Origin of the sequence: Pseudomonas cedrina subsp. cedrina (genome assembly GCF_001983175.1) — a bacterium.
Lineage (GTDB): Bacteria > Pseudomonadota > Gammaproteobacteria > Pseudomonadales > Pseudomonadaceae > Aquipseudomonas > Aquipseudomonas cedrina.
In genome coordinates, this window is the sequence record NZ_MNPW01000006.1 from 391,240 (window position 1) to 412,385 (window position 21,146).

Below are 21,146 nucleotides of genomic sequence, written 5' to 3' on the forward strand. Positions count from 1 at the left end.
CGTTCAGTCTTCGAAATGGATGGGGCAGTTTTCGGCGCCTTCCAGTTTTTTCAGCTCCTCAACGACTTGCGGCCGCGCCCGACGCAACGTCAGGCTGCGCCCCAACCCACGCAATCTGCGCGCCTCCTGGTGCAGCATCTCCACGCCGGAATAATCGATAAAGTTGATCTGCTGCGCCTCGATCACTACCCGCTCGCCCTGCAAGCTTTGCAGGCGTACTTGTAGATAATGGCTGGCGCCAAAAAAGATCGAACCGCCGACGCGCAGCACATCCTCCTCCCCGTCCCGCCACTGTTGTACCCGTGGTTGCGAGGTACGCTTGAGGTAGAAAAACAGCGACGCCAGCACGCCCGCATAAATTGCCGTTTGCAACTCCAGCAGCAAGGTTGCGAGGCACGTCAGGCCCATCACCACAAACTCCGCGCGGCTCACGCGGAACAACGCGCGAATGCCGCGATGGTCCACCAGGCCCCAGCAAATCAGCAGGATGCTCGCGGCCATGCTCGGGATCGGGATATGGGCGATCAGCGCCGCCCCGAACAACGCGAACAGTGCCACCCAGAGCGCAGAAAACACGCCGGCCAACGGCGAACAAGCACCGGCTTCATAGCTGAGGCCTGAGCGCGTAAAGGATCCGGCTGACAGATACCCGGAGAAAAATCCGCCAACCATGTTGGATAAGCCCTGCGCGCGGACTTCCTGGTTGGCGTCGAGCAGTTGTTGTGAACGGGCCGACAGCGAGCGAGCAATCGACAGGCTGGTGACCAGCCCCAGCATTCCCACCGCTACAGCGCTGGGCAGCAGGCGCAGGATTGTGTCCAGGTCCATTGGCAACGGGCTGAACGGCGGTAACTTGCCGACAAACGAACTGACCAACGCCACGTGCCCGAACTTCGCCGGCCACAGCCAAGCCGTCAGGCTGCCCAGCGTGAGAGCAATCAACAGCGTCGGCCAGCGTGGTAGCCAATATTTGAGCAGCGCGCCTGACAGCAATGTGCCTAGCCCGAGAGCGAGGGAGGCGCGGTCCCATTCGCCACGGTGCTCAACAAGCGCCAGCAGGCTGTTGATCGCCGTGGCCTGGCTCGGCAACTCCAGCCCCAGCAGGTTGGGCAACTGCCCCAGGGCAATGACCACGGCGGCACCCAAGGTGAAGCCGAGCACTACCGAATGGGAGACGAAATTCACCAGCGCGCCAAAGCGCAACATGCCCAGCAGCCATTGGAAAACGCCGGCAAGGAAGGTAAGCAGCAGGATCAGGGTGATGTAGTCCTGTGAGCCCGGCACAGCCAGCGGACTGACACTGGCGTAAAGCACAATGGAAATCGCCGCCGTTGGGCCGCAGATCAGGTGCCAGGACGAACCCCAGAGACACGCGATCAGCACCGGGATGATCGCGGCGTACAGGCCGTATTCGGGTGGGAGACCGGCGATCAGCGCATAAGCAATCGACTGCGGCAGGGCGAGCACGGCGCCGCTGAGGCCGACCATCGCGTCCCGGCCGACGCTGGCGCGGGTTTGGCGCGGGAGCCAGGCGAGGAAGGGGAAGAGTGATTGGCGGTTGGGCCGGGGCATGAAAAACTCGGCTGGAAAAGTTGGCTCAGATTATCAGTACACACGGGTCCCTGTGGGAGCTGGCTTGCCTGCGATGGCATCACTGCAGTGTACCTGCAAAATCGAGGTGCCTGAATCGCAGGCAAGCCAGCTCCCACACAAGCCCGCTCCCACATTTGGATCGCGTTGGGCCTTAGAGTTTGGCTTTGACCGCCGCCAGCGCATCCTGGCCATCCACGGTTTTCACGCCCTCAAGCCACTTATCCAACACCGCCGGATTCGCCTTGATCCACGCTTTCGCCGCTTGCGCATTGCTGACCTTGTTGTTGGCCACCTCGGCCATGATGCTGTTCTCCATCTCCTGGGTAAAACTCAGGTTGGTCAGCAGTTTTCCCACGTTCGGGCAGGCCTGTGCGTAACCTTTTCGGGTCAGCGTATAGACGCTGCCGGTGTCGCCAAAATACTTCTCGCCGCCTTTGAGATAGTGCATTTTTAACTGCACGTTCATCGGGTGCGGGGTCCAGCCGAGGAAGGTCACGAATTTCTGCTTCTTAACCGCCCGTGACACTTCGGCGAGCATCGCCTGTTCGCTGGACTCGATCAGCTTCCACTGGCCGAGGTCGAAGTCGTTCTTCTTGATGATCTCCTGCAACGAGATATTCGCCGGCGCGCCGGAACCGATGCCGTAGATCTTCTTGTCGAACTTGTCGGCAAACTTGTTCAAGTCGGCAAAGTCATGCACCCCGGCGTCCCACACGTAGTCCGGCACGGCGAGGGTGAACTCGGTGCCGTCGAGGTTTTTCGCCAGTTGCACCACATCGCCATTGGCCACGAACTTGTCGTAGAAGCCTTGCTGCGCCGGCATCCAGTTACCCAGGAACACGTCTACCTGGCCGTCCTTGAGCCCGCCAAAGGTAATCGGCACCGCAAGGGTGTCGACCTTGGCCTTGTAGCCCATGCCCGTCAGCAGAAACCCGGTGATGGCATTGGTGGCCGCGATATCGCTCCAGCCCGGATCGGCCATCTTCACGGTTTCGCAGCTGGTGTCCGCGTACACATGGGCGCTCCCAAACGCCAACATACCCAGCATCACAGTCAACTTTTGCATGGCCTTCCCTCAATCTGTTTATTGGTTTTGGCAGGGTTGTGGATAACGTGCCTTGCGCTCCAGGTCATCGAGGTCGATATGGTTGCGCATGTATTGCTGACTGGCGTCCACCAGTGGCTGGTGATCCCAGCTCTTGAGCTTGCCTTGGGTCAGTGCTTCAAACACCAGGCGACGGCGGCGTTGGCTGGCGAGCACCTGTTGGTGAATCGCCGGGATGTCCCATTTGGCCCGCGCCTCGTCCAGGAAGGCCGCAAACAGCGCCTGATGCTGCGGCGACTGGCTGAGTTCTTCCTGCTCCCGTGGATCGTTATGTACATCGAACAATAGACAAGGGTCGTCTTCGCTGTAGATGAATTTGTAGGCGCCACGGCGAATCATCATCAGCGGACTGATGGTGCCTTCAGCCATGTATTCGCCAAAAACCTCGTCATGCCCGCCCTGCCCTTGCAGGTGCGGGACCAGCGAACGGCCGTCCAGCGGCAGGCGTGGGTCCAGTTCGCCTCCGGCCAGCTCCACCAGGGTGGGCAGCAGGTCGGCAGTGGACACGGCCTTGGACACGCGGCCCGCCGCGAACTGCCCTGGCGCACTGACCAGCAGCGGCACGCGGGCGGCCATTTCAAACCAGTGCATTTTGTACCAGAGGCCGCGCTCGCCGAGCATGTCGCCGTGGTCGCCGGAGAAGATGATGATGGTGTCGTCGGCCAGGCCGGTGTCTTCCAGGGTCTGCAGCAGTTTGCCGACGTTGCTGTCGATATAGCTGCACGCGCCAAAGTAGGCGCGGCGCGCATCGCGGATCTTATCCACCGGCAGCGGCTTGTCCCACAGGTCGTAGACCTTGAGCAGGCGTTGGGAGTGAGGGTCGAGATCACTTTGTGCCGGCGTTGCAGGCAAAGGGATATCGGCGTCGTCGTACAGATCCCAAAATGGCTTGGGAATGGTGTACGGGTCGTGGGGATGAGTCATCGACACGGTCAGGCAGAACGGTTGGTCGCCGTCTTCGCGGATATGGTCGAACAAATACTGCTGGGCCTTGAATACCACTTCTTCGTCGAAATCCAGCTGGTTGGTGCGCACGCAAGGACCGGCTTGCAGCACCGAGGACATGTTGTGATACCAGGTGGGGCGCACGTCCGGCTCGTCCCAGTTCACCGCCCAGCCGTAGTCGGCAGGGTAAATGTCACTGGTCAGGCGTTCTTCGTAACCGTGCAATTGGTCGGGGCCGCAGAAGTGCATCTTGCCTGACAGCGCGGTGCGATAGCCGAGGCGGCGCAGGTAATGGGCGTAGGTCGGCACATCGGCGGGAAAATCCGCTGCGTTGTCGTAGGCGCCGATCTTGCTCGGCAACTGCCCGCTCACCAGTGTGAAGCGCGACGGTGCGCACAAGGGACTGTTGCAATAGGCTGCGTCGAATACCACGCCTTGGGCGGCGAGGCGGCTCAGATTCGGCAGCTTGATAGGGGAAGATCCGTAGAACGGCAGCATCGGCGCGGCCATTTGATCGGCCATGATGAAAAGAATGTTCTTGCGCTTCATGGGTTCTCGGCATTCCATAGGCGGTGTTTATGCGACTGAGCATGCAGCCCTTGGAAAACGGGGTAAAGCCCATGAAAGGCAATGTCTAGGATAAGTCCAGCTAATGTATGAAGCCCTCGGTGACCTGTCCCTCGATTTGTTGCGCGCCTTCGAAGCCGCAGCGCGCCATCGCAGCTTCACGGCCGCCGCGATGGAGCTGGGCACCACCCAGCCGGCGGTCAGCCAGCAGATCAAGCGGCTGGAAGAACAACTGGCGGTCCGCCTGTTTGATCGCATCTACCGCGGCATCGAGCTGACCGACGCCGGGGCCCTGCTGTTTGAGCATGTGCAAGGCGGTTTGCAGGCGATCAACTCAGGCCTGAGCGTGATCAGCCAGCAGGACCAGCATGAAGTGTTGCAAGTGGCCACTGACTTCGCCTTTGCTGCGTACTGGCTGATGCCGCGCTTGCACCGCTTTCACCAGGCCAACCCCCAGGTGGATGTGAGCCTGGTGACCAGCGAACGCAACCACGCCACCCTGCGCAGCGACATCGACGTGGCGGTGCTGTTTGGCGATGGTCGCTTCAAGCAGGGCGATAGCCTCTGGCTGTTCAACGAGGAAGTGTTCCCGGTGTGCAGCCCGCAATGGCTGAAGAACCAGGCCGCGCCGCTGACTGTGCAAAATTTGCACGATTGCCCTCTGCTGCACCTGCGCCAGGAAAACAACAGCCATTGGTTCGACTGGAGCGGAGTGTTTCGCGAACTGGGCATCACCATCGCACCCACGCCCGGCCAATTGCGCTTCGACAATTACACCCTGCTGATCCAGGCCGCGATTGCCGGCCAGGGCGTGGCCATCGGTTGGCGCCATCTGGTGGACAACCTGCTGGAACAGAATTGGCTGTGTCGGCCGATCCGCGACACCGTGATCTCGCGCTTTGGCTATTACGTGGTGCAGCCCCAGCGCAAACGCCGCGGGCAGTTGGTCGAACGCTTTGTCGACTGGCTGGTGGACGAGCAGGCCAGCAGCGCGCAGTCGCTGACCGGGCTGGCCCTGCCGTCCATTGCGGTCTAGGATTTGGCGCCAAAGGGATCCGGAGTCCGTCATGCAGCGTATCAAGGGCTATCACGCTCACATCTACTTTGACGCCAGCACCCTCGAACAGGCGCGCACCCTGTGCGAAGACGCTGCCAAGCTTTTTCCGCTGCGCATGGGGCGTGTGCACCAACGGCCCGTGGGTCCGCATCCGGACTGGAGCTGCCAGTTGGCGTTTGAGCCCGAATACATCGGCGTGGTGCTGCCGTGGTTGGCGCTGCACCGCAATGGCCTGGTGGTGTTCCTGCATCCCGATACCGGGGATGACCTCAAGGACCATACCGACTATGCGATCTGGATGGGTGCAATGCGCGAACTGGACCTGTCGAATTTTTAACTCGCTGTATCAGATAACGCCTGAGCCTCTGCCCAGCTAAAGCCGAAGACATTGTAGGATTTATCCTGATTGCTCCCACTATATGGGATCGTTATTTATATATTGAGATGTAACCGGCCATAGGTTTATATTCGCCCATCTGCTTTTTTCAGCACCCACTCATTTCAGGTGAAGCGATGCAGGCGCAATTGATCGCGCTCGATTGGGGAACCAGTTCCCTTCGTGCTTATAAACTCGGCCCCGCAGGCGTAGTGCTGGAACAGCGCTCTCTGGCCTGGGGCATCATGCATTTGCCCAGCGAGCCCCGGAATATCGCCGGCGTGCATTGCAGCGATGGCTTTGAATTGGCCTTCGATGCGGCGTGCGGCGACTGGCTCGACGCCGAGCCAAACCTTGCAGTGATCGCCTGCGGCATGGTCGGCAGCGCCCAGGGTTGGAGCGAGGCGGCTTACCGCAACACGCCGGTCGACGTCGCCAGCCTCAGCCAGGCCTTGCACCGCGTGCGCAGCGTGCGCGGGGTCGACGTGCATATCGTGCCGGGCGTCATCGAACGGATTGGCTTGCCCAACGTGATGCGCGGCGAAGAAACCCAGGTACTGGGTGTGCTGCAGGGGCTCGGCACCGACGTACTGATCGGCCTGCCCGGTAGCCATTCCAAATGGGTCGAAGTGGTCGAAGGCTGCATCACCCACTTCGACACCTTCATGACCGGCGAGGTGTTCGCCGTACTGAGCAAGCACAGCATCCTCGGGCGCACCCAGCAAGCCAGCGAACAATTCCAGGCACAAGCCTTTGACCGAGGCGTGCAAGTGGCGCTTTCCAAAGACGGCCAGCGCGGCGTGCTGTCGACTCTGTTCAGCGCGCGCACCCTTGGCCTCACCGCCGAACTCGCTCCCGAGCAGCAGCCCGACTACCTTTCGGGCTTGCTCATCGGCCATGAACTCAATGGCTTACCGGACAGCGCACGACACAAACAGATCATCCTGGTCGGCGCCGCTCCCCTTTGCGCCCGCTATCAACGCGCCCTCGCCCTCTGCGGCTTTGCCCATGTCAGCCTGGCGCAGGAAGCCAGCGAGCGCGGCCTGTGGCAACTGGCCGAGGCGGCCGGGCTCATTCAACCTGTAACGGAGGCCTGACATGCTCAAGCAAGCACTCGCGCAAAACGGTTTGATCGCCATCTTGCGCGGCATCCGCCCGGACGAAGCCCAGGCCGTCGGCCAGGTGCTGTACCAGGCTGGGTTTCGTGTGATCGAAGTCCCGCTCAATTCGCCCGATCCCTACATCAGCATCCGCACCTTGCGCGACAGCCTGCCCGCCGATTGTCTGATCGGTGCCGGTACGGTGTTGCTGCCCGAGCAGGTCGAACAGGTGAAGGCGGCCGGTGGCCAGGTGATCGTGATGCCCCATAGCGACGCCAAGGTGTTGCGCGCCGCGAAAGCCGCGGGCCTGTACTTGTCGCCGGGCGTGGCCACGCCCACCGAAGCCTTCGCCGCACTGGCCGAAGGCGCCGACGTGTTGAAACTGTTCCCCGCCGAGCAAATGGGCCCGGCGGTGATCAAGGCGTGGTTGGCGGTATTGCCGGCAGGCACTTTGCTGCTGCCGGTGGGCGGCATCACCCCGGACAACATGCAAGTGTTTATCGACGCCGGCGCCAAAGGCTTCGGGCTGGGTTCCGGGTTGTTCAAGCCGGGTATGACAGTGGATCAGGTAGCGAGCCGCGCCCAGGCTTATGTCGCCGCCTGGAAAGCCCTGAACTGACTATAAGTTCCGCGCCCACAGGCGCCGCATCTATAAGAGAGATAACAGATGAAAATCACCAAATTGACGACCTTTATCGTCCCGCCGCGCTGGTGCTTCCTGAAAGTCGAAACCGACCAGGGCGTGACCGGCTGGGGTGAACCCGTCGTCGAGGGTCGCGCCCACACAGTGGCGGCGGCTGTCGAGGAATTGTCCGACTACCTGATCGGCAAAGACCCACGCAATATCGAAGACATCTGGACCGTGCTCTATCGCGGCGGCTTCTACCGTGGCGGCGCCGTGCACATGAGCGCCCTCGCCGGTATCGACCAGGCGTTGTGGGACATCAAGGGCAAGGCGCTTGGCGTGTCGGTCAGCGATCTGCTCGGCGGCCAGGTGCGTGACAAGATCCGCGTGTATTCATGGATCGGCGGCGACCGCCCGGCCGATACTGCCCGCGCCGCCAAGGAAGCCGTGGCCCGTGGTTTTACCGCGGTGAAAATGAACGGCACCGAAGAGTTGCAGTTCGTCGACAGCTTCGAAAAGGTCGACCTGGCCCTGGCCAACGTCGCCGCCGTGCGTGATGCGGTCGGCCCGAACGTCGGCATCGGCGTCGACTTCCATGGTCGTGTGCACAAGCCCATGGCCAAGGTGCTGATGAAAGAGCTGGACCCGTACAAACTGATGTTTATCGAAGAGCCGGTGCTGAGCGAGAACTACGAAGCGCTCAAGGAACTGGCGCCGCTGACCAGCACGCCGATTGCCCTGGGCGAGCGCCTGTTCTCGCGCTGGGACTTCAAGCGCGTGCTCAGCGAAGGCTACGTCGACATCATCCAGCCGGATGCTTCCCACGCCGGCGGTATCACTGAAACCCGCAAGATCGCCAACATGGCGGAAGCCTACGATGTGGCGCTGGCCTTGCACTGCCCGCTGGGCCCGATTGCCCTGGCGGCCTGCCTGCAGCTGGATGCGGTGTGCTACAACGCGTTTATCCAGGAGCAGAGCCTGGGCATTCATTACAACGAGAGCAATGACCTGCTCGATTACGTGCGCGACCCGGGCGTGTTCGACTATGACCAGGGCTTTGTGAAGATCCCCAACGGTCCGGGCCTGGGTATCGAGATCAACGAGGAATACGTGATCGAACGCGCGGCCATCGGCCACCGCTGGCGCAACCCGATTTGGCGCCACGCCGACGGCAGCTTTGCCGAGTGGTGATTTCCCTCTGACGAAACCGGATCAAATGTGGGAGCTGGCTTGCCTGCGATAGCGGTGCATCAGTGCCAGAGATGCAAGCTGGCCCACCGCTTTCGCAGGCAAGCCAGCTCCCACATTGACCGTGTTCCGTCAGCAAGATCTGTCCTCAACAAACACAAGAAGAGGCACCCCCATGCACCCTGAGTCCCCTACCGGGCAGGCTTCTTTAGTCACGCCTACAAGAAAGCGTTTTTTCATCATGGTGCTGCTGTTCATTACCGTGGTCATCAACTACCTCGACCGCAGCAACCTGTCGATCGCCGCCCCGGCCCTGACCAGCGAGCTGGGCATCGACCCGGTGCATGTCGGCCTGATCTTCTCGGCCTTCGGCTGGACCTACGCCGCCATGCAAATCCCCGGCGGCTGGCTGGTGGACCGCGTGCCGCCGCGCATTCTCTACACCGCTGCGCTGTTGCTGTGGTCCATCGCCACCGTAATGCTCGGCTTCGCCGCCAGCTTTATCGCACTGTTCGTGCTGCGCATGGCGGTGGGTGCGTTGGAAGCCCCGGCGTATCCGATCAACAGCCGTGTGGTCACCACCTGGTTCCCTGAGCGCGAGCGCGCCACGGCGATTGGCGTCTACACCTCGGGGCAGTTTGTCGGGCTGGCGTTTCTCACCCCGGTCCTGGCCTGGCTGCAACACGCGTTTGGCTGGCACATGGTGTTTGTCGCCACCGGTGGCGTGGGCATTGTGTGGGCGGTGATCTGGTATGCGGTGTATCGCGAACCCAAGGATTTCAAAGGCGCCAACGCCGCTGAAATCGAGCTGATCCGCGAAGGCGGTGGCCTGGTGGACATGCAGGAAAAAACCACCAAGGCACCGTTCAGCTGGGTCGACCTGGGCATCGTGTTGAGCAAACGCAAACTCTGGGGCATCTACCTGGGGCAGTTCTGCCTGAACTCCACGCTGTGGTTCTTCCTGACCTGGTTCCCGACCTACCTGGTGAAATATCGCGGCATGGACTTCATCAAGTCCGGCCTGCTGGCGTCGCTGCCGTTCCTGGCAGCGTTTGTCGGCGTGCTGTGCTCCGGGATCTTTTCCGATTGGCTGATTCGTCGCGGCGCGTCGGTGGGGTTTGCGCGCAAGTTGCCGATCATTGGCGGGTTGCTGATTTCCACGGCGATCATCGGTGCCAACTATGTGGACTCGACGGCCTGGGTGATCGCGTTCCTGGCGCTGGCGTTCTTCGGTAACGGCCTGGCGTCGATCACCTGGTCGCTGGTGTCGACCCTGGCACCGGCGCGCCTGCTGGGGCTGACCGGAGGGGTGTTCAACTTCATCGGCAACCTGTCGGCGATCGCCACGCCGATCGTGATTGGCTTCCTGGCCAGTGGCGATTCGTTTGCGCCGGCGATTACCTATATCGCGGTGCTGGCATTGCTGGGGGCGCTGTCCTACATATTGCTGGTGGGCAAGGTCGAGCGGATCGAGTTGTAAGCAATGCGGGCGACCTTGCGGTCGCCCGTCACGTTTGGCTTACGGTACCGACATTTCGTTATGGAACATATTCTGCGGGTCCCAGCGTTGTTTGGTGTCGTGCAGGCGGGTTCTGATCGTGCCGTCAGGGAAGAATATCTCGTACCACCGCGGGTTGGGTCCCAGGCTTGGGATGCCACGATGGAACAGCATATCGCGGTCAGGGTAGTTGATGTAGCAACCGTCAAACTCAGGGTCGACCGGAACACCGCTAGCGAAGGCCTTGGAAAACAGCCCTTGAATCCAGTTCGCGTGTGCTTGATCCGCAGCGACGCTTTCGTCATGCCAGTAGCATTGCGGCTGCCATTTCAGGTACGACGAACGCTGCGAAACCGATGATTCCCGACGTATCGCCGGGCTAGCCTCATTGATCTGCCCGCCGAAGGACTGGATCTGGATCAGGCTCTGAGTCAGATACTTGTTGGGATCATCCAGCGTCAGCGTGTCCCAGATCGCCTGCAGCACCGTTGGGGTAAACCCGCCCTTCTGGTAAGCCGACTTATACCGGCCACGTTGGTTTGGCCCCGAACCGTTGAGGGTTTGCTGGCAATGCAGCCAATCCATTTGGCGCGTGGCCGCCAGGGCGGATGACAATGAATTGATCGTACGCCCGGCTGGGTTGCTGCGTGGCAGGTGGATCGCAGGTGACTGGCTGAGGCATTCGGTGGCGGGTATGCCGATTGCAGTCAGCATGGTTGTTACGAAGTCATCAAAGGCTGCCTGATCCTGGAGCCCGCCATTCTTGTCCACGTAATGGACGTCCAGGGTAACGTTGCCGGTGTTCTGGTGGCGCATTTCCAGTTTGGTCGCCAGGCCCCAGGTGCCGCGGTTGGCCTGGTTGCGGGCAAACCAATCCTGATAGGCCGTCAGCAGCTTGTCGAGGGCAAGCTTGCTCAACTGCGACCAGTCCCACTCCATCACCAGCCACAGCACCTCGGTGGGGGCGTCGGGCAAACTGTCGAAGTAATAGCTGGTAATAATCCCGAACTGTCCACCGCCTGCGCCGCAGCAGGCGGCAAACAGATCCAGTTCATCCGGATTGGTATTGTTACGAGCTACATGCACCGGTTGCAGGCCGTCGCGTTGGGCGTTGGGCACCAGCATATCGACGCCGCTCAGCCAGTCACACACCAGGCCATCCTTGCGTGACAGCAACCCGTAGCCGCCTCCGCAGATATGGCCGCCCAGCCCGACCGAGTAACACGAACCACCGGGCAGGCTTTTGTTGGCCAATTTATACAACGCCACGTAGGCATCCCAGTTCTGACCGCCCGCCCCCAGGCGAAAGCTGTAGCGATGAGGTGAGCTTGGCACCAGTTCCGAGGCGATTTGCCCACTGACGTCATACATCACTTGGTTGAGGTGGCTGATATCCAGAATCGACAGTGTCTCGGTGCTATTGGGCATCTTGTTTGAGACGAAACCTTCATAGCAATGACCGCCGCTGCGTACGGTTATCCGGCCATTGGGCAACGCCAGCGCCTGGGCGGCGGCGTCGATAATGTCTTGAAAGTTCTGACAGAGGTAAATCCGGTCGGCGCCTGCGGGCGACGACTCGCCCTGCACATTGCCCAACGGCCAGCGCAGGTTGAAGCCTTTCTGCAAGGTTGAATGACGGGGGTCTGAAGCAGTGATGAGATCAAATGCCATGATGTACTCCTGGGAGCCAAGGATGACTTCTGATGCAGCTAACTTAACGACCGGGAGGCAAGAACTGCGGGGGCTTGCAGGGGCGGTTAGACGGCAATAGGCATGAAGTGCTTGTGGGGTGACGGCATGTCACCCCACAAGCCTAGCGCAAGAATCCAGACAGGCACGCTTACCGACGAGCGTTGCGCACGCCTTCGGACAGCGCCGCGCAATGGCTCAATACGCCATCGATCGCCTGCTGGGCGCTGCTGGCGCTGGCGATGTGATCGATCAGCGCCGAACCCACCACCACGCCGTCGGCCAGGCGCGCAATGGCCGCCGCTTGCTCCGGCGTGCGGATACCGAAGCCGATGCTGATTGGCAGGTCGGTATGGCGACGCAGGCGGGTCACGGCCTCTTCGACGTGTTCCAAGGTAGCGGCCCCGGCACCGGTCACACCGGCCACCGACACGTAGTACACAAAGCCGGAACTGCCGTTGAGCACGGTCGGCAGGCGTACGTCATCGGTCGTCGGCGTGGTCAGGCGGATAAAGTCGATGCCGGCGGCCTGGGCCGGGTCGCACAGTTCGCCGTTATGCTCGGGCGGCATGTCGACCACGATCAGGCCGTCGACGCCGGCTTCCTTGGCGTCGGCGATGAACTGCGGCACGCCGTATTTGTGGATCGGGTTGAAGTAGCCCATCAACACCAGCGGCGTATCGTTGTTGTCCTTGCGGAACTCGCGAACCATCTGCAGGGTTTTCGCCAGGTTCTGCTTGGCTTCCAGTGCGCGGATGTTGGCCAATTGAATGGCCGGGCCGTCGGCCATTGGATCGGTGAAGGGCATGCCCAGCTCGATCACGTCGGCACCGGCGGCTGGCAATCCCTTGAGGATCGCCAGGGAGGTGTCATAACCGGGGTCGCCGGCGGTGACGAAGGTCACCAGGGCGGCGCGATTCTGTTCTTTAAGCTGCGCGAAGCGGGTTTGCAGGCGGCTCATCAGTGTTTCTCCTGCTTAGACTGTTCCATGTGATGCATGACCGTCTGCATGTCTTTGTCGCCTCGGCCGGACAGGTTGATCACCATCAGGTGATCCTTGGGCAGGCTCGGTGCGCGTTTGAACACCTCAGCCAGGGCGTGTGCGCTTTCCAGTGCAGGAATAATCCCCTCCAGGCGGCAGCATTTGTGGAAGGCATCGAGGGCTTCGTCATCGGTGACCGAGGTGTACTGGACGCGGCCGATGTCATGCAACCAGGCGTGTTCCGGGCCGATACCGGGATAATCGAGGCCGGCGGAAATCGAATGGGCATCGATGATCTGGCCGTCATCGTCCTGCAACAGGAAGGTGCGGTTGCCGTGCAGTACGCCGGGTACGCCGCCGTTGAGGCTGGCGGCGTGCTTGCCGGTTTCGATGCCGTGGCCGGCCGCTTCAACGCCGATGATCTCCACGGTTTTATCATCCAGGAACGGGTGGAACAGGCCCATGGCGTTGGAGCCGCCGCCGATGCATGCGACCAGGCTGTCGGGCAGGCGGCCCTCCTGGGCTTGCATCTGGTCGCGGGTTTCCTTGCCGATCACGGCCTGGAAGTCGCGCACCATGGCCGGGTAAGGGTGTGGGCCGGCCACGGTGCCGATCAGGTAGAAGGTGTCGTCGACGTTGGTTACCCAGTCACGCAGGGCTTCGTTCATCGCGTCCTTGAGGGTGCCGGTGCCGGCCACCACCGGGATCACTTCGGCGCCCAGCAGCTTCATGCGGAACACGTTGGCCTGCTGGCGCTCGATGTCGGTGGTGCCCATGTAGATCACACATTGCAGGCCAAAACGCGCCGCCACGGTGGCGGTAGCCACGCCGTGCATGCCGGCGCCGGTCTCGGCGATGATGCGTTTTTTGCCCATGCGCCGTGCCAGCAGGATCTGGCCGATGCAGTTGTTGATCTTGTGCGCGCCGGTGTGGTTCAGCTCTTCGCGCTTGAGGTAGATCTTGGCGCCGCCGCAGAACTCGGTCAGGCGCTCGGCGAAGTACAGCGGGCTAGGGCGGCCGACGTAGTCGCGCTGGAAGTAGGCCAATTCCTTATTGAACGCCGGATCGATCTTGGCGGCTTCGTACTCGCGGGCCAGGTCGAGGATCAACGGCATCAGGGTTTCCGCGACGTAGCGGCCGCCGAACGCACCGAACAGGCCGTTGGCGTCTGGGCCGTTGCGTAGATCGGTCTGGGACTGAGTCATGGGACGCTCCAGGAAAATGGGGTGTAAGAAACAATGAGGGCCACTCTACCCCTGACGCGCTACGCTGAAAACCGATAAGATCGCCGTAACCTGTCAGGAAAACTCACAGATGAGCCGAAACCTTCCACCCCTTAATGCGCTGCGCGCGTTTGAAGCCACCGCGCGGCTCAACAGCGTCAGCCAGGCAGCCGAGCAATTGCACGTCACTCACGGCGCCGTCAGCCGCCAGTTGAAGGTGTTGGAAGAACACTTGGGTGTCAGCCTTTTTATTAAGGATGGGCGCGGCCTTAAACTCACAGATTCCGGCGTCCGCTTACGCGATGTCAGCGCCGAGGCGTTTGAGCGGTTAAGGGATGTGTGTGCTGAATTGACCCAGGCCAGCGCCGACGCGCCCTTCGTACTCGGCTGCTCGGGCAGTTTGCTGGCGCGCTGGTTGATTCCGCGCCTGGGCCGCTTGAATGCGGACCTGCCGGACCTGCGCCTGCACCTTTCGGCGGGCGACGGGGATCTTGACCCCAGGCGGCCGGGTCTCGATGCCCTGCTGCTGTTCGCCGAGCCGCCATGGCCGGCGGACATGCAGGTGTTTGAGCTGGCCAGCGAACGTATCGGCCCGGTGATGAGCCCGCGCTTTGCCGGCTATGAGCGTTTGCGCCAGGCGCCTGCCGCCGCGTTGTGCAGTGAAGCGTTGCTGCACACCACATCGCGCCCGCAGGCCTGGCCCAGCTGGGCGCAGCAACACGGGATCGCGCCGGGCGCGTTGAAACACGGCCAGGGGTTTGAGCATTTGTATTATTTGCTGGAGGCGGCGGTGGCCGGATTGGGCGTGGCGATTGCGCCGCAGCCGCTGGTCGCCGAGGACGTGCGGGCGGGTCGCCTGGTGGCGCCGTGGGGGTTCAGCGAAACCCCGGCGCACCTGGCGTTGTGGCTGCCCAAGCGCGCCGCGGATGGGCGCGCCGGGCAACTGGCGCAGTGGCTCAAGGCTGAGCTGGTGCGCCAGCCCCTGTAGCCGGTAAAAAATCAGTCACCGCGTTTGCACAGCAGATAGGCCGCCAGCAGCCCCAGTGCGCCTACAGCGACACCGGCTGTAGTCCATGGGTGTTCCTGGGCGTAATCCCGGGTAGCAACGCCGGTTTCGCGGATTTTGACTTTGCTTTCTTCGTAGGCGTCGCTGATCAGATGGCGCGAGTGCTTGAGCGCATTCTCGGCATTGCTTTTCAGGGCCTTCAGCGTTTTGCGCGACTCGTCGGACGCATCGTCCTTGAGGCTCTCAAGGGACTTGAGCAGGCTCGAAATCTCGGCTTCCATGCTTTCCAGTGACGCTTTGCGTAAAGAAGTGTTGGCCATTTGGACTCTCCTGACGTGATTGAGTGGCGTGTGTAGATACCGACTGCGCCGGTCTCGGAAAGTGCAGTAAATCTGAACTTTCCAGGCGCAACGGCCGCCTGAAGCAGTACGAAGATTGACTGCTAGGCTCCATAAACGTCCCTTAAGGAGAAAAACCATGACCGATCATCACACCTACAAGAAAGTCGAACTGGTGGGCTCGTCCACCACCACCATCGAAGATGCGATCCAGAATGCCCTGGCTGAAGCCAGCAAGAGCCTCAAGCACCTGGAATGGTTTGAAGTGACTGAAACCCGTGGGCATATCGAAGACGGCAAGGTTGCCCACTACCAAGTCACACTCAAGGTGGGATTCCGAATTGCCAGCAGTTGATCCGCTGAGTTGAACTTTGCTGACTGGCCGATTGCCATAACCTGCGCTACACCGTTGGGGTGCCGATGCGAAAGCGTCGGCGCGTTCTATTCGATCAGCGCAAGGAAGTAACGGATGAAGAAGTTCTTGTTGGCAGTAGGTTTGTTGAGCATTGCAGGCACAGCCTTGGCGGCGGGCAAGCCTTGTGAAGAGCTCAAAAGTGAAATCGCAGCGAAAATCGACGCCAAGGGCGCCTCGGGTTATTCGCTGGAAGTGGTGGACAAAGGCGCAGCGGCGGACGGCGACGTGGTCGGCAGTTGCGAAGGCGGCACCAAGGAAATCGTCTACAAGCGCGGTTGACCCGTGTTGCAGATATAAAAAACCGACGCGCGTGCGTCGGTTTTTTTTCGCCTCGGGTTCAGCCCTTCATCACTTGCGCCAGTAGTTTGTAGGAATGAATTCGGTCAGCATGTTCATACAGATCGCTGGTGAAAATCAGCTCGTCTGCGCCGGTCTGCTCGATCAAAACTTCCAGCTTGGCGCGGATCTTCGCCGGGCCGCCGACCATGGCCAGGCCGAGGAAACCGCCGACCGCGTCTTTTTCATGGGGCAGCCACAGGCCATCCATGCTGTCCACCGGTGGGCGCTGCACCAGGCTCTGGCCGCGCATCAGCGCGAGGATGCGTTGGTACACCGAGGTGGCCAGGTAGTCGGCCTGTTCGTCGGTGTCCGCCGCCACCAACGGAATGCCGAGCATGACGTAGGGCTTGTCCAGCACGGCAGAGGGCTTGAAGTGGTTGCGGTAGACGCGAATCGCCTCATGCATCAAGCGCGGCGCGAAATGCGAGGCGAAGGCGTAGGGCAAGCCGCGTTCGCCTGCCAGCTGGGCGCTGAACAAGCTGGAGCCCAGCAGCCAGACAGGCACGTTGGTGCCGGTGCCGGGAACCGCGATGACCCGTTGATCTGGCGTGCGTGGGCCCAGGTAGGCCATCAGCTCGGCAACATCTTCCGGGAAGTCGTCGGCACTGCCTGAGCGCTCACGGCGCAGGGCGCGGGCGGTCATCTGGTCGGAACCGGGCGCGCGGCCCAGGCCCAGGTCGATGCGGCCGGGGTAGAGGCTTTCCAGGGTGCCGAATTGTTCGGCGATTACCAGCGGCGCGTGGTTGGGCAGCATCACACCGCCGGAACCGACGCGAATCGTCGAGGTGCCACCGGCCAGGTAACCCAGCAATACCGAGGTGGCCGAACTGGCGATGCCGTCCATGTTGTGGTGTTCAGCCACCCAGAAACGGGTGTAGCCGAACTTTTCCACATGCTGGGCCAGGTCCAGGGAATTGCGCAGTGACTGCGCCGGGCTGCCGTTGGCGCGCACGGGCACCAGGTCCAGGGTCGAGAATTTTACGTCGGACAGCGATTTCATAAGCCTGCTTCTCCAATGGGGGCGCAGGCTTTTTAAACGAACCAAAACCTGCCGCTTCATGTGCATGTTCTATGCAATGAGGGCATATACCCGAGATTCAATAGCAACCTATGAAATTTCCTACTGGTTTACTAGGTTTCTCCGACGAGGTGAACTTTGCCAGAGCTTCTATCCTCAGAACTCTACTAACGCAAAACCACCGTTCGAGGAGACCGCTATGAGTATCGTTAAAAAAGCATCCGCGCATTGGGAAGGTGACCTGAAGACAGGCCTGGGCTCCATTTCTACGGAAACGGGCGTACTGCGTGAAGCGCCCTACGGCTTCAAGGCTCGTTTCGAAGGTGGTAAGGGCACCAACCCGGAAGAACTGATCGGTGCGGCCCACGCCGGCTGTTTCTCCATGGCGTTTTCCATGATTCTCGGCGATGCCGGGCTCAAGGCTGACAGCATCGACACTCAGGCCGAGGTGACCCTGGACCAAGTGGAAGGCGGCTTTGCCATCACTGCCGTGAAGCTGATCCTCAAGGCCAAGATCCCAGGCGCCAGCCAGGCGCAGTTCGATGAGCTGAGCAAAAAGGCCAAGGAAGGGTGCCCAGTGTCCAAAGTGCTGAATGCAACCATCACCCTGGATGCCACCCTGGTTAGCTGACACAAGGTTTCAATTGGAAGCTGGCTGGTGTGGGAGCTGGCTTGCCTGCGATGCAGGCACCGCGGTGTATCAGTCACACCTTGGTGATGCTATCGCGGGCAAGCCAGCTCCCACATTAGTTCTGCGTTAAATCAGAACTCGTGTTTCATGGATGTGGTCCTATAGCCTATGCAGCCTTAGACGCACACCCGTGCGCAATGCATTCAGGGAGCTACACACATGAAACGTTTTGCTTTGGCGGTCATCTGCGGTGTCTTGGCCACGTCGGCCGTGGCCGCTCCAAAAGACTGCGAAGAGCTTCGCAAGGAAATTGAAGTCAACATCCAGGCCAAGGCTATTCCCTCCTACACCCTGGAAATCATCACCGCCGAAGAAGCCAAGAACCACGACAGCGCGATGATTGTGGGTTCGTGCGAAAACGGTACCAAGCGCATCATCTATCAGAAGAACAACGACTGATCAGATGCAGTTGACGCTGCGCTCTTCGGCCAATAACTGACGCGCCGAGTCATACAGCCGGATATTGGGTGTGAAGGCCAGCGAGCGGCCTTCCAGCACATAACGCTGCCCGGCCTGGAAATGGTCGTACGCCAGGGTCATGAAGCAGGTGCGGTACATCGTCTGGCTGAGCCCGCCCAAACCGCCGCCGGCAGGCACCTCGAAGTCGAAGCGCACCATCAACTCATGAGGGCCGGGCGGCATCTGGAAATAACGCCCGTCGTCGAGGTTTTTTCCATCCAGACGCTGCGCCATCACCATCTTCGCCCCCGGCGTCGGGGTGGTGAAATCGACCCAGGCCTGTTGCGGATCCCTCGGCGGTACGGGGGTTGTGGTGCAGGCACTGAGGAACAGGGCAACGACGGGAAGCAATAGCTGGCGCATGGCAGGCACTCAACGTTGGGCCAAAGAGATGAGCCTGACGCCAACCGCAGCAGACTCCCTACTCAGTATAAACACCGTCAGCCATGGAAAAATTCCGTCCAGGCGCGATAGTCTGGCGGGCAAATTACCCAGGAGCGGTCGGGGCATGGTCAGGCGTTTTTTTCCAGGGTTGATGGTTGTATTGCTCAGCGGCTGTTCCAGCGTCAGTTATTACGGCCAATTGGCCAGCGGTCAGTTGCAATTGCTGCGCGCCCGCGAGCCGGTGGCGCAGGTCATTGCCGACCCTTCCCGCCCACCGCTGTTGCGCGAGCACCTGGTGCAGTCGCAAAAAGCGCGCACGTTCGCCAGTGAGCATCTGCATCTTCCCGACAACCAGAGTTACAGGTTGTACGCCGATATTGGGCGGCCTTATGTGGTCTGGAATGTGTTCGCCACGCAGGAGTTTTCCCTGTCACCGCAAACCCATTGCTTCCCCATCGCCGGCTGTGTGGCCTATCGCGGTTATTACAACCAAGGCGCGGCGCGCGGCGAAGCTGCGTTGTTGAAGCAGCAAGGCATGGACGTATCGATAGGCGGCGTTGAGGCGTATTCCACCTTGGGGTGGTTCAACGACCCGATCATGAATTCGATGATGCACTGGGGTGATGAGCGTCTGGCCACGCTGATCTTCCATGAACTGGCGCACCAGCGTTTCTACGTGAAGGACGACACCGAGTTCAACGAGTCGTTTGCCAGCTTCGTCGAGCAGGAAGGCACTCGCCAGTGGCGTGCCGCGCGAGGCCTGGCGCCGCAGAGTCTGTCGGCGTCAAAGCAGCGTGACCAGTTTATCCAGTTGGTCCTGGATACCCGTCAACGCTTGGAAAAGCTCTACGCCCAGCCTCTGGCAACCGATGCGATGCGCCGGGCCAAGGCGGCGCAATTCGAGCGTTTGCGCAGCGAGTACCGGCAACTGCGCGACAGTCAGTGGGGCGGTGACAAACGCTATGACGCCTGGATCAACCAGCCAATGAACAACGCGCGGTTGTTGCCGTTTGGGTTGTATGACCGGTGGGTGCCGGCGTTTGCGGCGCTGTTTCGGCAGGAAGATGGGGATTGGGTGAGGTTCTATGCGGCGGTGGAGAAGATGGGCGGGTTGCCGGCGGTGCAGCGTAAAGCGGCGCTGAAACAGTTAGAGGGAGTTGGCCTGTAGGGCCTCTTCGCAGGCAAGCCAGCTCCCACATTGGTCTTATGTACACCGGTCAAAATGTGGGAGCTGGCTTGCCTGCGATGGCGGTCTCAAGACTCGTGCAAAAACGCCTGATGCATCTGCGCCAACGTCTCGAAGTGCCAGGTCGGCGCCTCTGCATTCAGTTCCTCGAAACTACCAAAGCCATACCCCACGGCCACCGAATCCAGCCCATTGCTGCGCGCGCCGATCAGGTCGTGCTTGCGGTCGCCGATCATCAAGGTAGCCGCCGGGTCCAGCCTTTCCTCCCGCATCAGGTGAGCGATCAGCTCGACCTTGTTGGTGCGCGTGCCGTCCAGCTCACTGCCGTAGATCACCTTGAAGTGCTTGGCAAAATCAAAGTGGCGGGCAATTTCGCGTGCGAACACCCATGGCTTTGAGGTGGCAACGTAGAGTTGGCGGCCTTGGCTGCTCAAGTCTTCGAGCAGCGGCATTACGCCGTCGAACACGCGGTTTTCATACAGCCCGGTGACCTTGAAACGCTCGCGATAGAAATTCACCGCCTCCCACGCCTTGGCTTCGTCGAAGCCATAGAACTGCATGAAGGCTTGCAGCAAGGGCGGGCCGATGAAGTGTTCGAGTTTGCTCAGGTCCGGCTCGTCGATGCCCAATTTGGCGAGGGCGTACTGAATCGAGCGGGTGATGCCTTCGCGTGGGTCGGTGAGGGTGCCGTCCAGGTCGAACAGGACTGTTGGGTGGCGCAGGGTCATCGGTCGAATCCTTCAGCCAGGTGCAGGTCCTTGAGCTTCACGTAGTTCGCGGCGCTGTAGGTGAAAAAGGCGCGTTCCTTGTCCGTCAACGCGCGGACCTGTTTGACCGGGCTGCCAACATACAAGAAGCCGCTTTGCAGTGTCTTGCCCGGCGGCACCAGGCTGCCGGCGCCGATGATCACGTCGTCCTCGACCACCGCGCCGTCCATGACGATGCTGCCCATGCCGATCAGGATGCGGTTGCCCACTGTGCAGCCGTGCAGCATGACTTTGTGGGCGATGGTCACGTCATCGCCGATCAGCAGTGGGAAACCACCCGGATTGAAAGGTCCGGCGTGGGTGATGTGCAATACGCAGCCATCCTGCACGCTGGTGCGCGCACCGATGCGGATGCGGTGCATGTCGCCGCGAATAACGGTCAGCGGCCAGACCGAGCTGTCGGTGCCGATTTCGACATCGCCGATCACCACCGCCGAAATATCGACAAAAGCCCCGGCGCCCAGGGTTGGCGTGTGGTTCTGATAGGTGCGAAGGGTCACGATAGCCTCTCTCTCTTTTGCTGATAGCTGCGGTGGGTGTTGATTGTAATTAAGATGGCCCCATCTTTGTCTTATCAGTTTCTTCAGCCAAGGTG

General features: G+C 60.9%; 23 protein-coding genes. 12 read left to right on the forward strand and 11 right to left on the reverse strand.

The window, feature by feature from the left end; all coding sequences use genetic code 11:
* Positions 1 to 3: 3 nt before the first annotated feature.
* From BLL36_RS15090 to betC, 3 genes are all read right to left on the reverse strand, one after another.
* Complete coding sequence (locus BLL36_RS15090; RefSeq protein WP_076952183.1) at positions 4 to 1,572, reverse strand: SulP family inorganic anion transporter; 1,569 nt, start codon at positions 1,570 to 1,572, stop codon at positions 4 to 6.
* A gap of 172 nt (positions 1,573 to 1,744) precedes the next feature.
* Positions 1,745 to 2,659, reverse strand: a complete 915-nt coding sequence (gene choX, locus BLL36_RS15095) for a choline ABC transporter substrate-binding protein (RefSeq protein ID WP_076952184.1) — start codon at positions 2,657 to 2,659, stop codon at positions 1,745 to 1,747.
* Between the two features lie 18 nt (positions 2,660 to 2,677).
* Entirely contained in the window at positions 2,678 to 4,192 is a 1,515-nt protein-coding gene (gene betC, locus BLL36_RS15100; protein WP_076952185.1) for a choline-sulfatase, read from the reverse strand.
* 103 nt (positions 4,193 to 4,295) lie between these two features.
* On the opposite strand from betC, the gene BLL36_RS15105 reads away from it, so the two are divergent.
* The 6 genes from BLL36_RS15105 to BLL36_RS15130 all read left to right on the forward strand — a co-directional run bounded on the left by BLL36_RS15105 (position 4,296) and on the right by BLL36_RS15130 (position 10,036).
* Entirely contained in the window at positions 4,296 to 5,246 is a 951-nt protein-coding gene (locus BLL36_RS15105) for a choline sulfate utilization transcriptional regulator (RefSeq protein ID WP_076952186.1), read from the forward strand.
* 31 nt (positions 5,247 to 5,277) lie between these two features.
* On the forward strand, positions 5,278 to 5,604 hold the full coding sequence (locus tag BLL36_RS15110; RefSeq protein WP_076952187.1) for a DOPA 4,5-dioxygenase family protein: 327 nt from the start codon (positions 5,278 to 5,280) through the stop codon (positions 5,602 to 5,604).
* Positions 5,605 to 5,780: 176 nt separating this feature from the next.
* Positions 5,781 to 6,740 (forward strand): 2-dehydro-3-deoxygalactonokinase, encoded by a 960-nt coding sequence (locus BLL36_RS15115; protein WP_076952188.1) that lies wholly within the window; start codon positions 5,781 to 5,783, stop codon positions 6,738 to 6,740.
* A 1-nt stretch (position 6,741) separates the two neighbouring features.
* Positions 6,742 to 7,362, forward strand: coding sequence for a 2-dehydro-3-deoxy-6-phosphogalactonate aldolase (locus BLL36_RS15120; protein ID WP_076952189.1), 621 nt, complete (start codon positions 6,742 to 6,744; stop codon positions 7,360 to 7,362).
* A gap of 48 nt (positions 7,363 to 7,410) precedes the next feature.
* Positions 7,411 to 8,559 (forward strand): galactonate dehydratase, encoded by a 1,149-nt coding sequence (gene dgoD, locus BLL36_RS15125; RefSeq protein WP_003170741.1) that lies wholly within the window; start codon positions 7,411 to 7,413, stop codon positions 8,557 to 8,559.
* A 172-nt stretch (positions 8,560 to 8,731) separates the two neighbouring features.
* Positions 8,732 to 10,036 (forward strand): MFS transporter, encoded by a 1,305-nt coding sequence (locus BLL36_RS15130; protein WP_076952190.1) that lies wholly within the window; start codon positions 8,732 to 8,734, stop codon positions 10,034 to 10,036.
* Positions 10,037 to 10,075: 39 nt separating this feature from the next.
* On the opposite strand, the gene BLL36_RS15135 is transcribed toward BLL36_RS15130, so the two are convergent.
* The 3 genes from BLL36_RS15135 to trpB form a co-directional block, all read right to left on the reverse strand.
* Positions 10,076 to 11,725 carry a BBE domain-containing protein gene (locus BLL36_RS15135; protein ID WP_076952191.1) on the reverse strand — a complete coding sequence of 550 codons (1,650 nt, stop codon included), beginning with the start codon at positions 11,723 to 11,725 and terminating at the stop codon, positions 10,076 to 10,078.
* A gap of 169 nt (positions 11,726 to 11,894) precedes the next feature.
* Entirely contained in the window at positions 11,895 to 12,704 is an 810-nt protein-coding gene (gene trpA, locus BLL36_RS15140; protein ID WP_076952192.1) for a tryptophan synthase subunit alpha, read from the reverse strand.
* A complete protein-coding gene (gene trpB / locus BLL36_RS15145) occupies positions 12,704 to 13,930 on the reverse strand; it encodes a tryptophan synthase subunit beta (RefSeq protein ID WP_076952193.1) in 1,227 nt (408 codons plus the stop codon). Before trpB ends, trpA begins: the two co-directional genes overlap by 1 nt.
* Before the next feature lie 109 nt (positions 13,931 to 14,039).
* Between trpB and BLL36_RS15150 the strand changes: the two genes are divergently transcribed.
* A complete protein-coding gene (locus tag BLL36_RS15150; protein WP_076952194.1) occupies positions 14,040 to 14,936 on the forward strand; it encodes a LysR family transcriptional regulator in 897 nt (298 codons plus the stop codon).
* An 11-nt stretch (positions 14,937 to 14,947) separates the two neighbouring features.
* Here BLL36_RS15150 and BLL36_RS15155 read toward each other — a convergent pair whose 3' ends face one another.
* A complete protein-coding gene (locus BLL36_RS15155; protein ID WP_003170746.1) occupies positions 14,948 to 15,274 on the reverse strand; it encodes a DUF883 family protein in 327 nt (108 codons plus the stop codon).
* Between the two features lie 157 nt (positions 15,275 to 15,431).
* Between BLL36_RS15155 and BLL36_RS15160 the strand changes: the two genes are divergently transcribed.
* Both BLL36_RS15160 and BLL36_RS15165 read left to right on the forward strand, forming a co-directional pair.
* Positions 15,432 to 15,647, forward strand: coding sequence for a dodecin (locus tag BLL36_RS15160; protein WP_076952195.1), 216 nt, complete (start codon positions 15,432 to 15,434; stop codon positions 15,645 to 15,647).
* Positions 15,648 to 15,761: 114 nt separating this feature from the next.
* Positions 15,762 to 15,986 carry a DUF1161 domain-containing protein gene (locus tag BLL36_RS15165; protein WP_076952196.1) on the forward strand — a complete coding sequence of 75 codons (225 nt, stop codon included), beginning with the start codon at positions 15,762 to 15,764 and terminating at the stop codon, positions 15,984 to 15,986.
* A 58-nt stretch (positions 15,987 to 16,044) separates the two neighbouring features.
* On the opposite strand, the gene BLL36_RS15170 is transcribed toward BLL36_RS15165, so the two are convergent.
* Positions 16,045 to 17,046 (reverse strand): LLM class flavin-dependent oxidoreductase, encoded by a 1,002-nt coding sequence (locus BLL36_RS15170; protein WP_076952197.1) that lies wholly within the window; start codon positions 17,044 to 17,046, stop codon positions 16,045 to 16,047.
* Positions 17,047 to 17,263: 217 nt separating this feature from the next.
* On the opposite strand from BLL36_RS15170, the gene BLL36_RS15175 reads away from it, so the two are divergent.
* Together BLL36_RS15175 and BLL36_RS15180 are read left to right on the forward strand one after the other, a co-directional pair.
* Positions 17,264 to 17,695, forward strand: coding sequence for an OsmC family protein (locus tag BLL36_RS15175; RefSeq protein ID WP_076952198.1), 432 nt, complete (start codon positions 17,264 to 17,266; stop codon positions 17,693 to 17,695).
* A gap of 219 nt (positions 17,696 to 17,914) precedes the next feature.
* On the forward strand, positions 17,915 to 18,154 hold the full coding sequence (locus BLL36_RS15180) for a DUF1161 domain-containing protein (RefSeq protein ID WP_057725723.1): 240 nt from the start codon (positions 17,915 to 17,917) through the stop codon (positions 18,152 to 18,154).
* On the opposite strand, the gene BLL36_RS15185 is transcribed toward BLL36_RS15180, so the two are convergent.
* On the reverse strand, positions 18,155 to 18,577 hold the full coding sequence (locus tag BLL36_RS15185; RefSeq protein ID WP_076952199.1) for a PA0061/PA0062 family lipoprotein: 423 nt from the start codon (positions 18,575 to 18,577) through the stop codon (positions 18,155 to 18,157).
* Positions 18,578 to 18,722: 145 nt separating this feature from the next.
* Here BLL36_RS15185 and BLL36_RS15190 point away from each other — a divergent pair, with 145 nt between their 5' ends.
* Positions 18,723 to 19,766 carry an aminopeptidase gene (locus tag BLL36_RS15190; protein WP_076952200.1) on the forward strand — a complete coding sequence of 348 codons (1,044 nt, stop codon included), beginning with the start codon at positions 18,723 to 18,725 and terminating at the stop codon, positions 19,764 to 19,766.
* Between the two features lie 86 nt (positions 19,767 to 19,852).
* Here BLL36_RS15190 and BLL36_RS15195 read toward each other — a convergent pair whose 3' ends face one another.
* Both BLL36_RS15195 and BLL36_RS15200 read right to left on the reverse strand, forming a co-directional pair.
* The gene (locus BLL36_RS15195; RefSeq protein ID WP_076952201.1) at positions 19,853 to 20,512 is read right to left on the reverse strand and encodes an HAD family hydrolase; all 660 of its coding nucleotides are present in this window, start codon (positions 20,510 to 20,512) and stop codon (positions 19,853 to 19,855) included.
* Positions 20,509 to 21,051: a gamma carbonic anhydrase family protein gene (locus BLL36_RS15200; RefSeq protein WP_076952202.1), complete on the reverse strand. Its 543-nt coding sequence runs from the start codon at positions 21,049 to 21,051 to the stop codon at positions 20,509 to 20,511. The genes BLL36_RS15195 and BLL36_RS15200 overlap by 4 nt, the downstream gene beginning before the upstream one ends.
* Positions 21,052 to 21,146: the final 95 nt, after the last annotated feature.

Excerpts from the sequence above, each read along its gene's own strand:
- BLL36_RS15135 (WP_076952191.1), bottom strand. The coding sequence starts at position 11,725 with ATGGCATTTGATCTCATCACTGCTTCAGACCCCCGTCATTCAACCTTG.
- choX (WP_076952184.1), bottom strand. The coding sequence starts at position 2,659 with ATGCAAAAGTTGACTGTGATGCTGGGTATGTTGGCGTTTGGGAGCGCC.
- BLL36_RS15120 (WP_076952189.1), top strand. The coding sequence starts at position 6,742 with ATGCTCAAGCAAGCACTCGCGCAAAACGGTTTGATCGCCATCTTGCGC.
- BLL36_RS15160 (WP_076952195.1), top strand. The coding sequence starts at position 15,432 with ATGACCGATCATCACACCTACAAGAAAGTCGAACTGGTGGGCTCGTCC.
- trpA (WP_076952192.1), bottom strand. The coding sequence starts at position 12,704 with ATGAGCCGCCTGCAAACCCGCTTCGCGCAGCTTAAAGAACAGAATCGC.
- BLL36_RS15090 (WP_076952183.1), bottom strand. The coding sequence starts at position 1,572 with ATGCCCCGGCCCAACCGCCAATCACTCTTCCCCTTCCTCGCCTGGCTC.
- BLL36_RS15115 (WP_076952188.1), top strand. The coding sequence starts at position 5,781 with ATGCAGGCGCAATTGATCGCGCTCGATTGGGGAACCAGTTCCCTTCGT.
- BLL36_RS15155 (WP_003170746.1), bottom strand. The coding sequence starts at position 15,274 with ATGGCCAACACTTCTTTACGCAAAGCGTCACTGGAAAGCATGGAAGCC.
- BLL36_RS15150 (WP_076952194.1), top strand. The coding sequence starts at position 14,040 with ATGAGCCGAAACCTTCCACCCCTTAATGCGCTGCGCGCGTTTGAAGCC.
- BLL36_RS15185 (WP_076952199.1), bottom strand. The coding sequence starts at position 18,577 with ATGCGCCAGCTATTGCTTCCCGTCGTTGCCCTGTTCCTCAGTGCCTGC.
- BLL36_RS15110 (WP_076952187.1), top strand. The coding sequence starts at position 5,278 with ATGCAGCGTATCAAGGGCTATCACGCTCACATCTACTTTGACGCCAGC.
- BLL36_RS15105 (WP_076952186.1), top strand. The coding sequence starts at position 4,296 with ATGTATGAAGCCCTCGGTGACCTGTCCCTCGATTTGTTGCGCGCCTTC.
- BLL36_RS15190 (WP_076952200.1), top strand. The coding sequence starts at position 18,723 with ATGGTCAGGCGTTTTTTTCCAGGGTTGATGGTTGTATTGCTCAGCGGC.
- trpB (WP_076952193.1), bottom strand. The coding sequence starts at position 13,930 with ATGACTCAGTCCCAGACCGATCTACGCAACGGCCCAGACGCCAACGGC.
- BLL36_RS15130 (WP_076952190.1), top strand. The coding sequence starts at position 8,732 with ATGCACCCTGAGTCCCCTACCGGGCAGGCTTCTTTAGTCACGCCTACA.
- BLL36_RS15170 (WP_076952197.1), bottom strand. The coding sequence starts at position 17,046 with ATGAAATCGCTGTCCGACGTAAAATTCTCGACCCTGGACCTGGTGCCC.
- BLL36_RS15180 (WP_057725723.1), top strand. The coding sequence starts at position 17,915 with ATGAAACGTTTTGCTTTGGCGGTCATCTGCGGTGTCTTGGCCACGTCG.
- BLL36_RS15165 (WP_076952196.1), top strand. The coding sequence starts at position 15,762 with ATGAAGAAGTTCTTGTTGGCAGTAGGTTTGTTGAGCATTGCAGGCACA.
- BLL36_RS15195 (WP_076952201.1), bottom strand. The coding sequence starts at position 20,512 with ATGACCCTGCGCCACCCAACAGTCCTGTTCGACCTGGACGGCACCCTC.
- betC (WP_076952185.1), bottom strand. The coding sequence starts at position 4,192 with ATGAAGCGCAAGAACATTCTTTTCATCATGGCCGATCAAATGGCCGCG.
- BLL36_RS15175 (WP_076952198.1), top strand. The coding sequence starts at position 17,264 with ATGAGTATCGTTAAAAAAGCATCCGCGCATTGGGAAGGTGACCTGAAG.
- dgoD (WP_003170741.1), top strand. The coding sequence starts at position 7,411 with ATGAAAATCACCAAATTGACGACCTTTATCGTCCCGCCGCGCTGGTGC.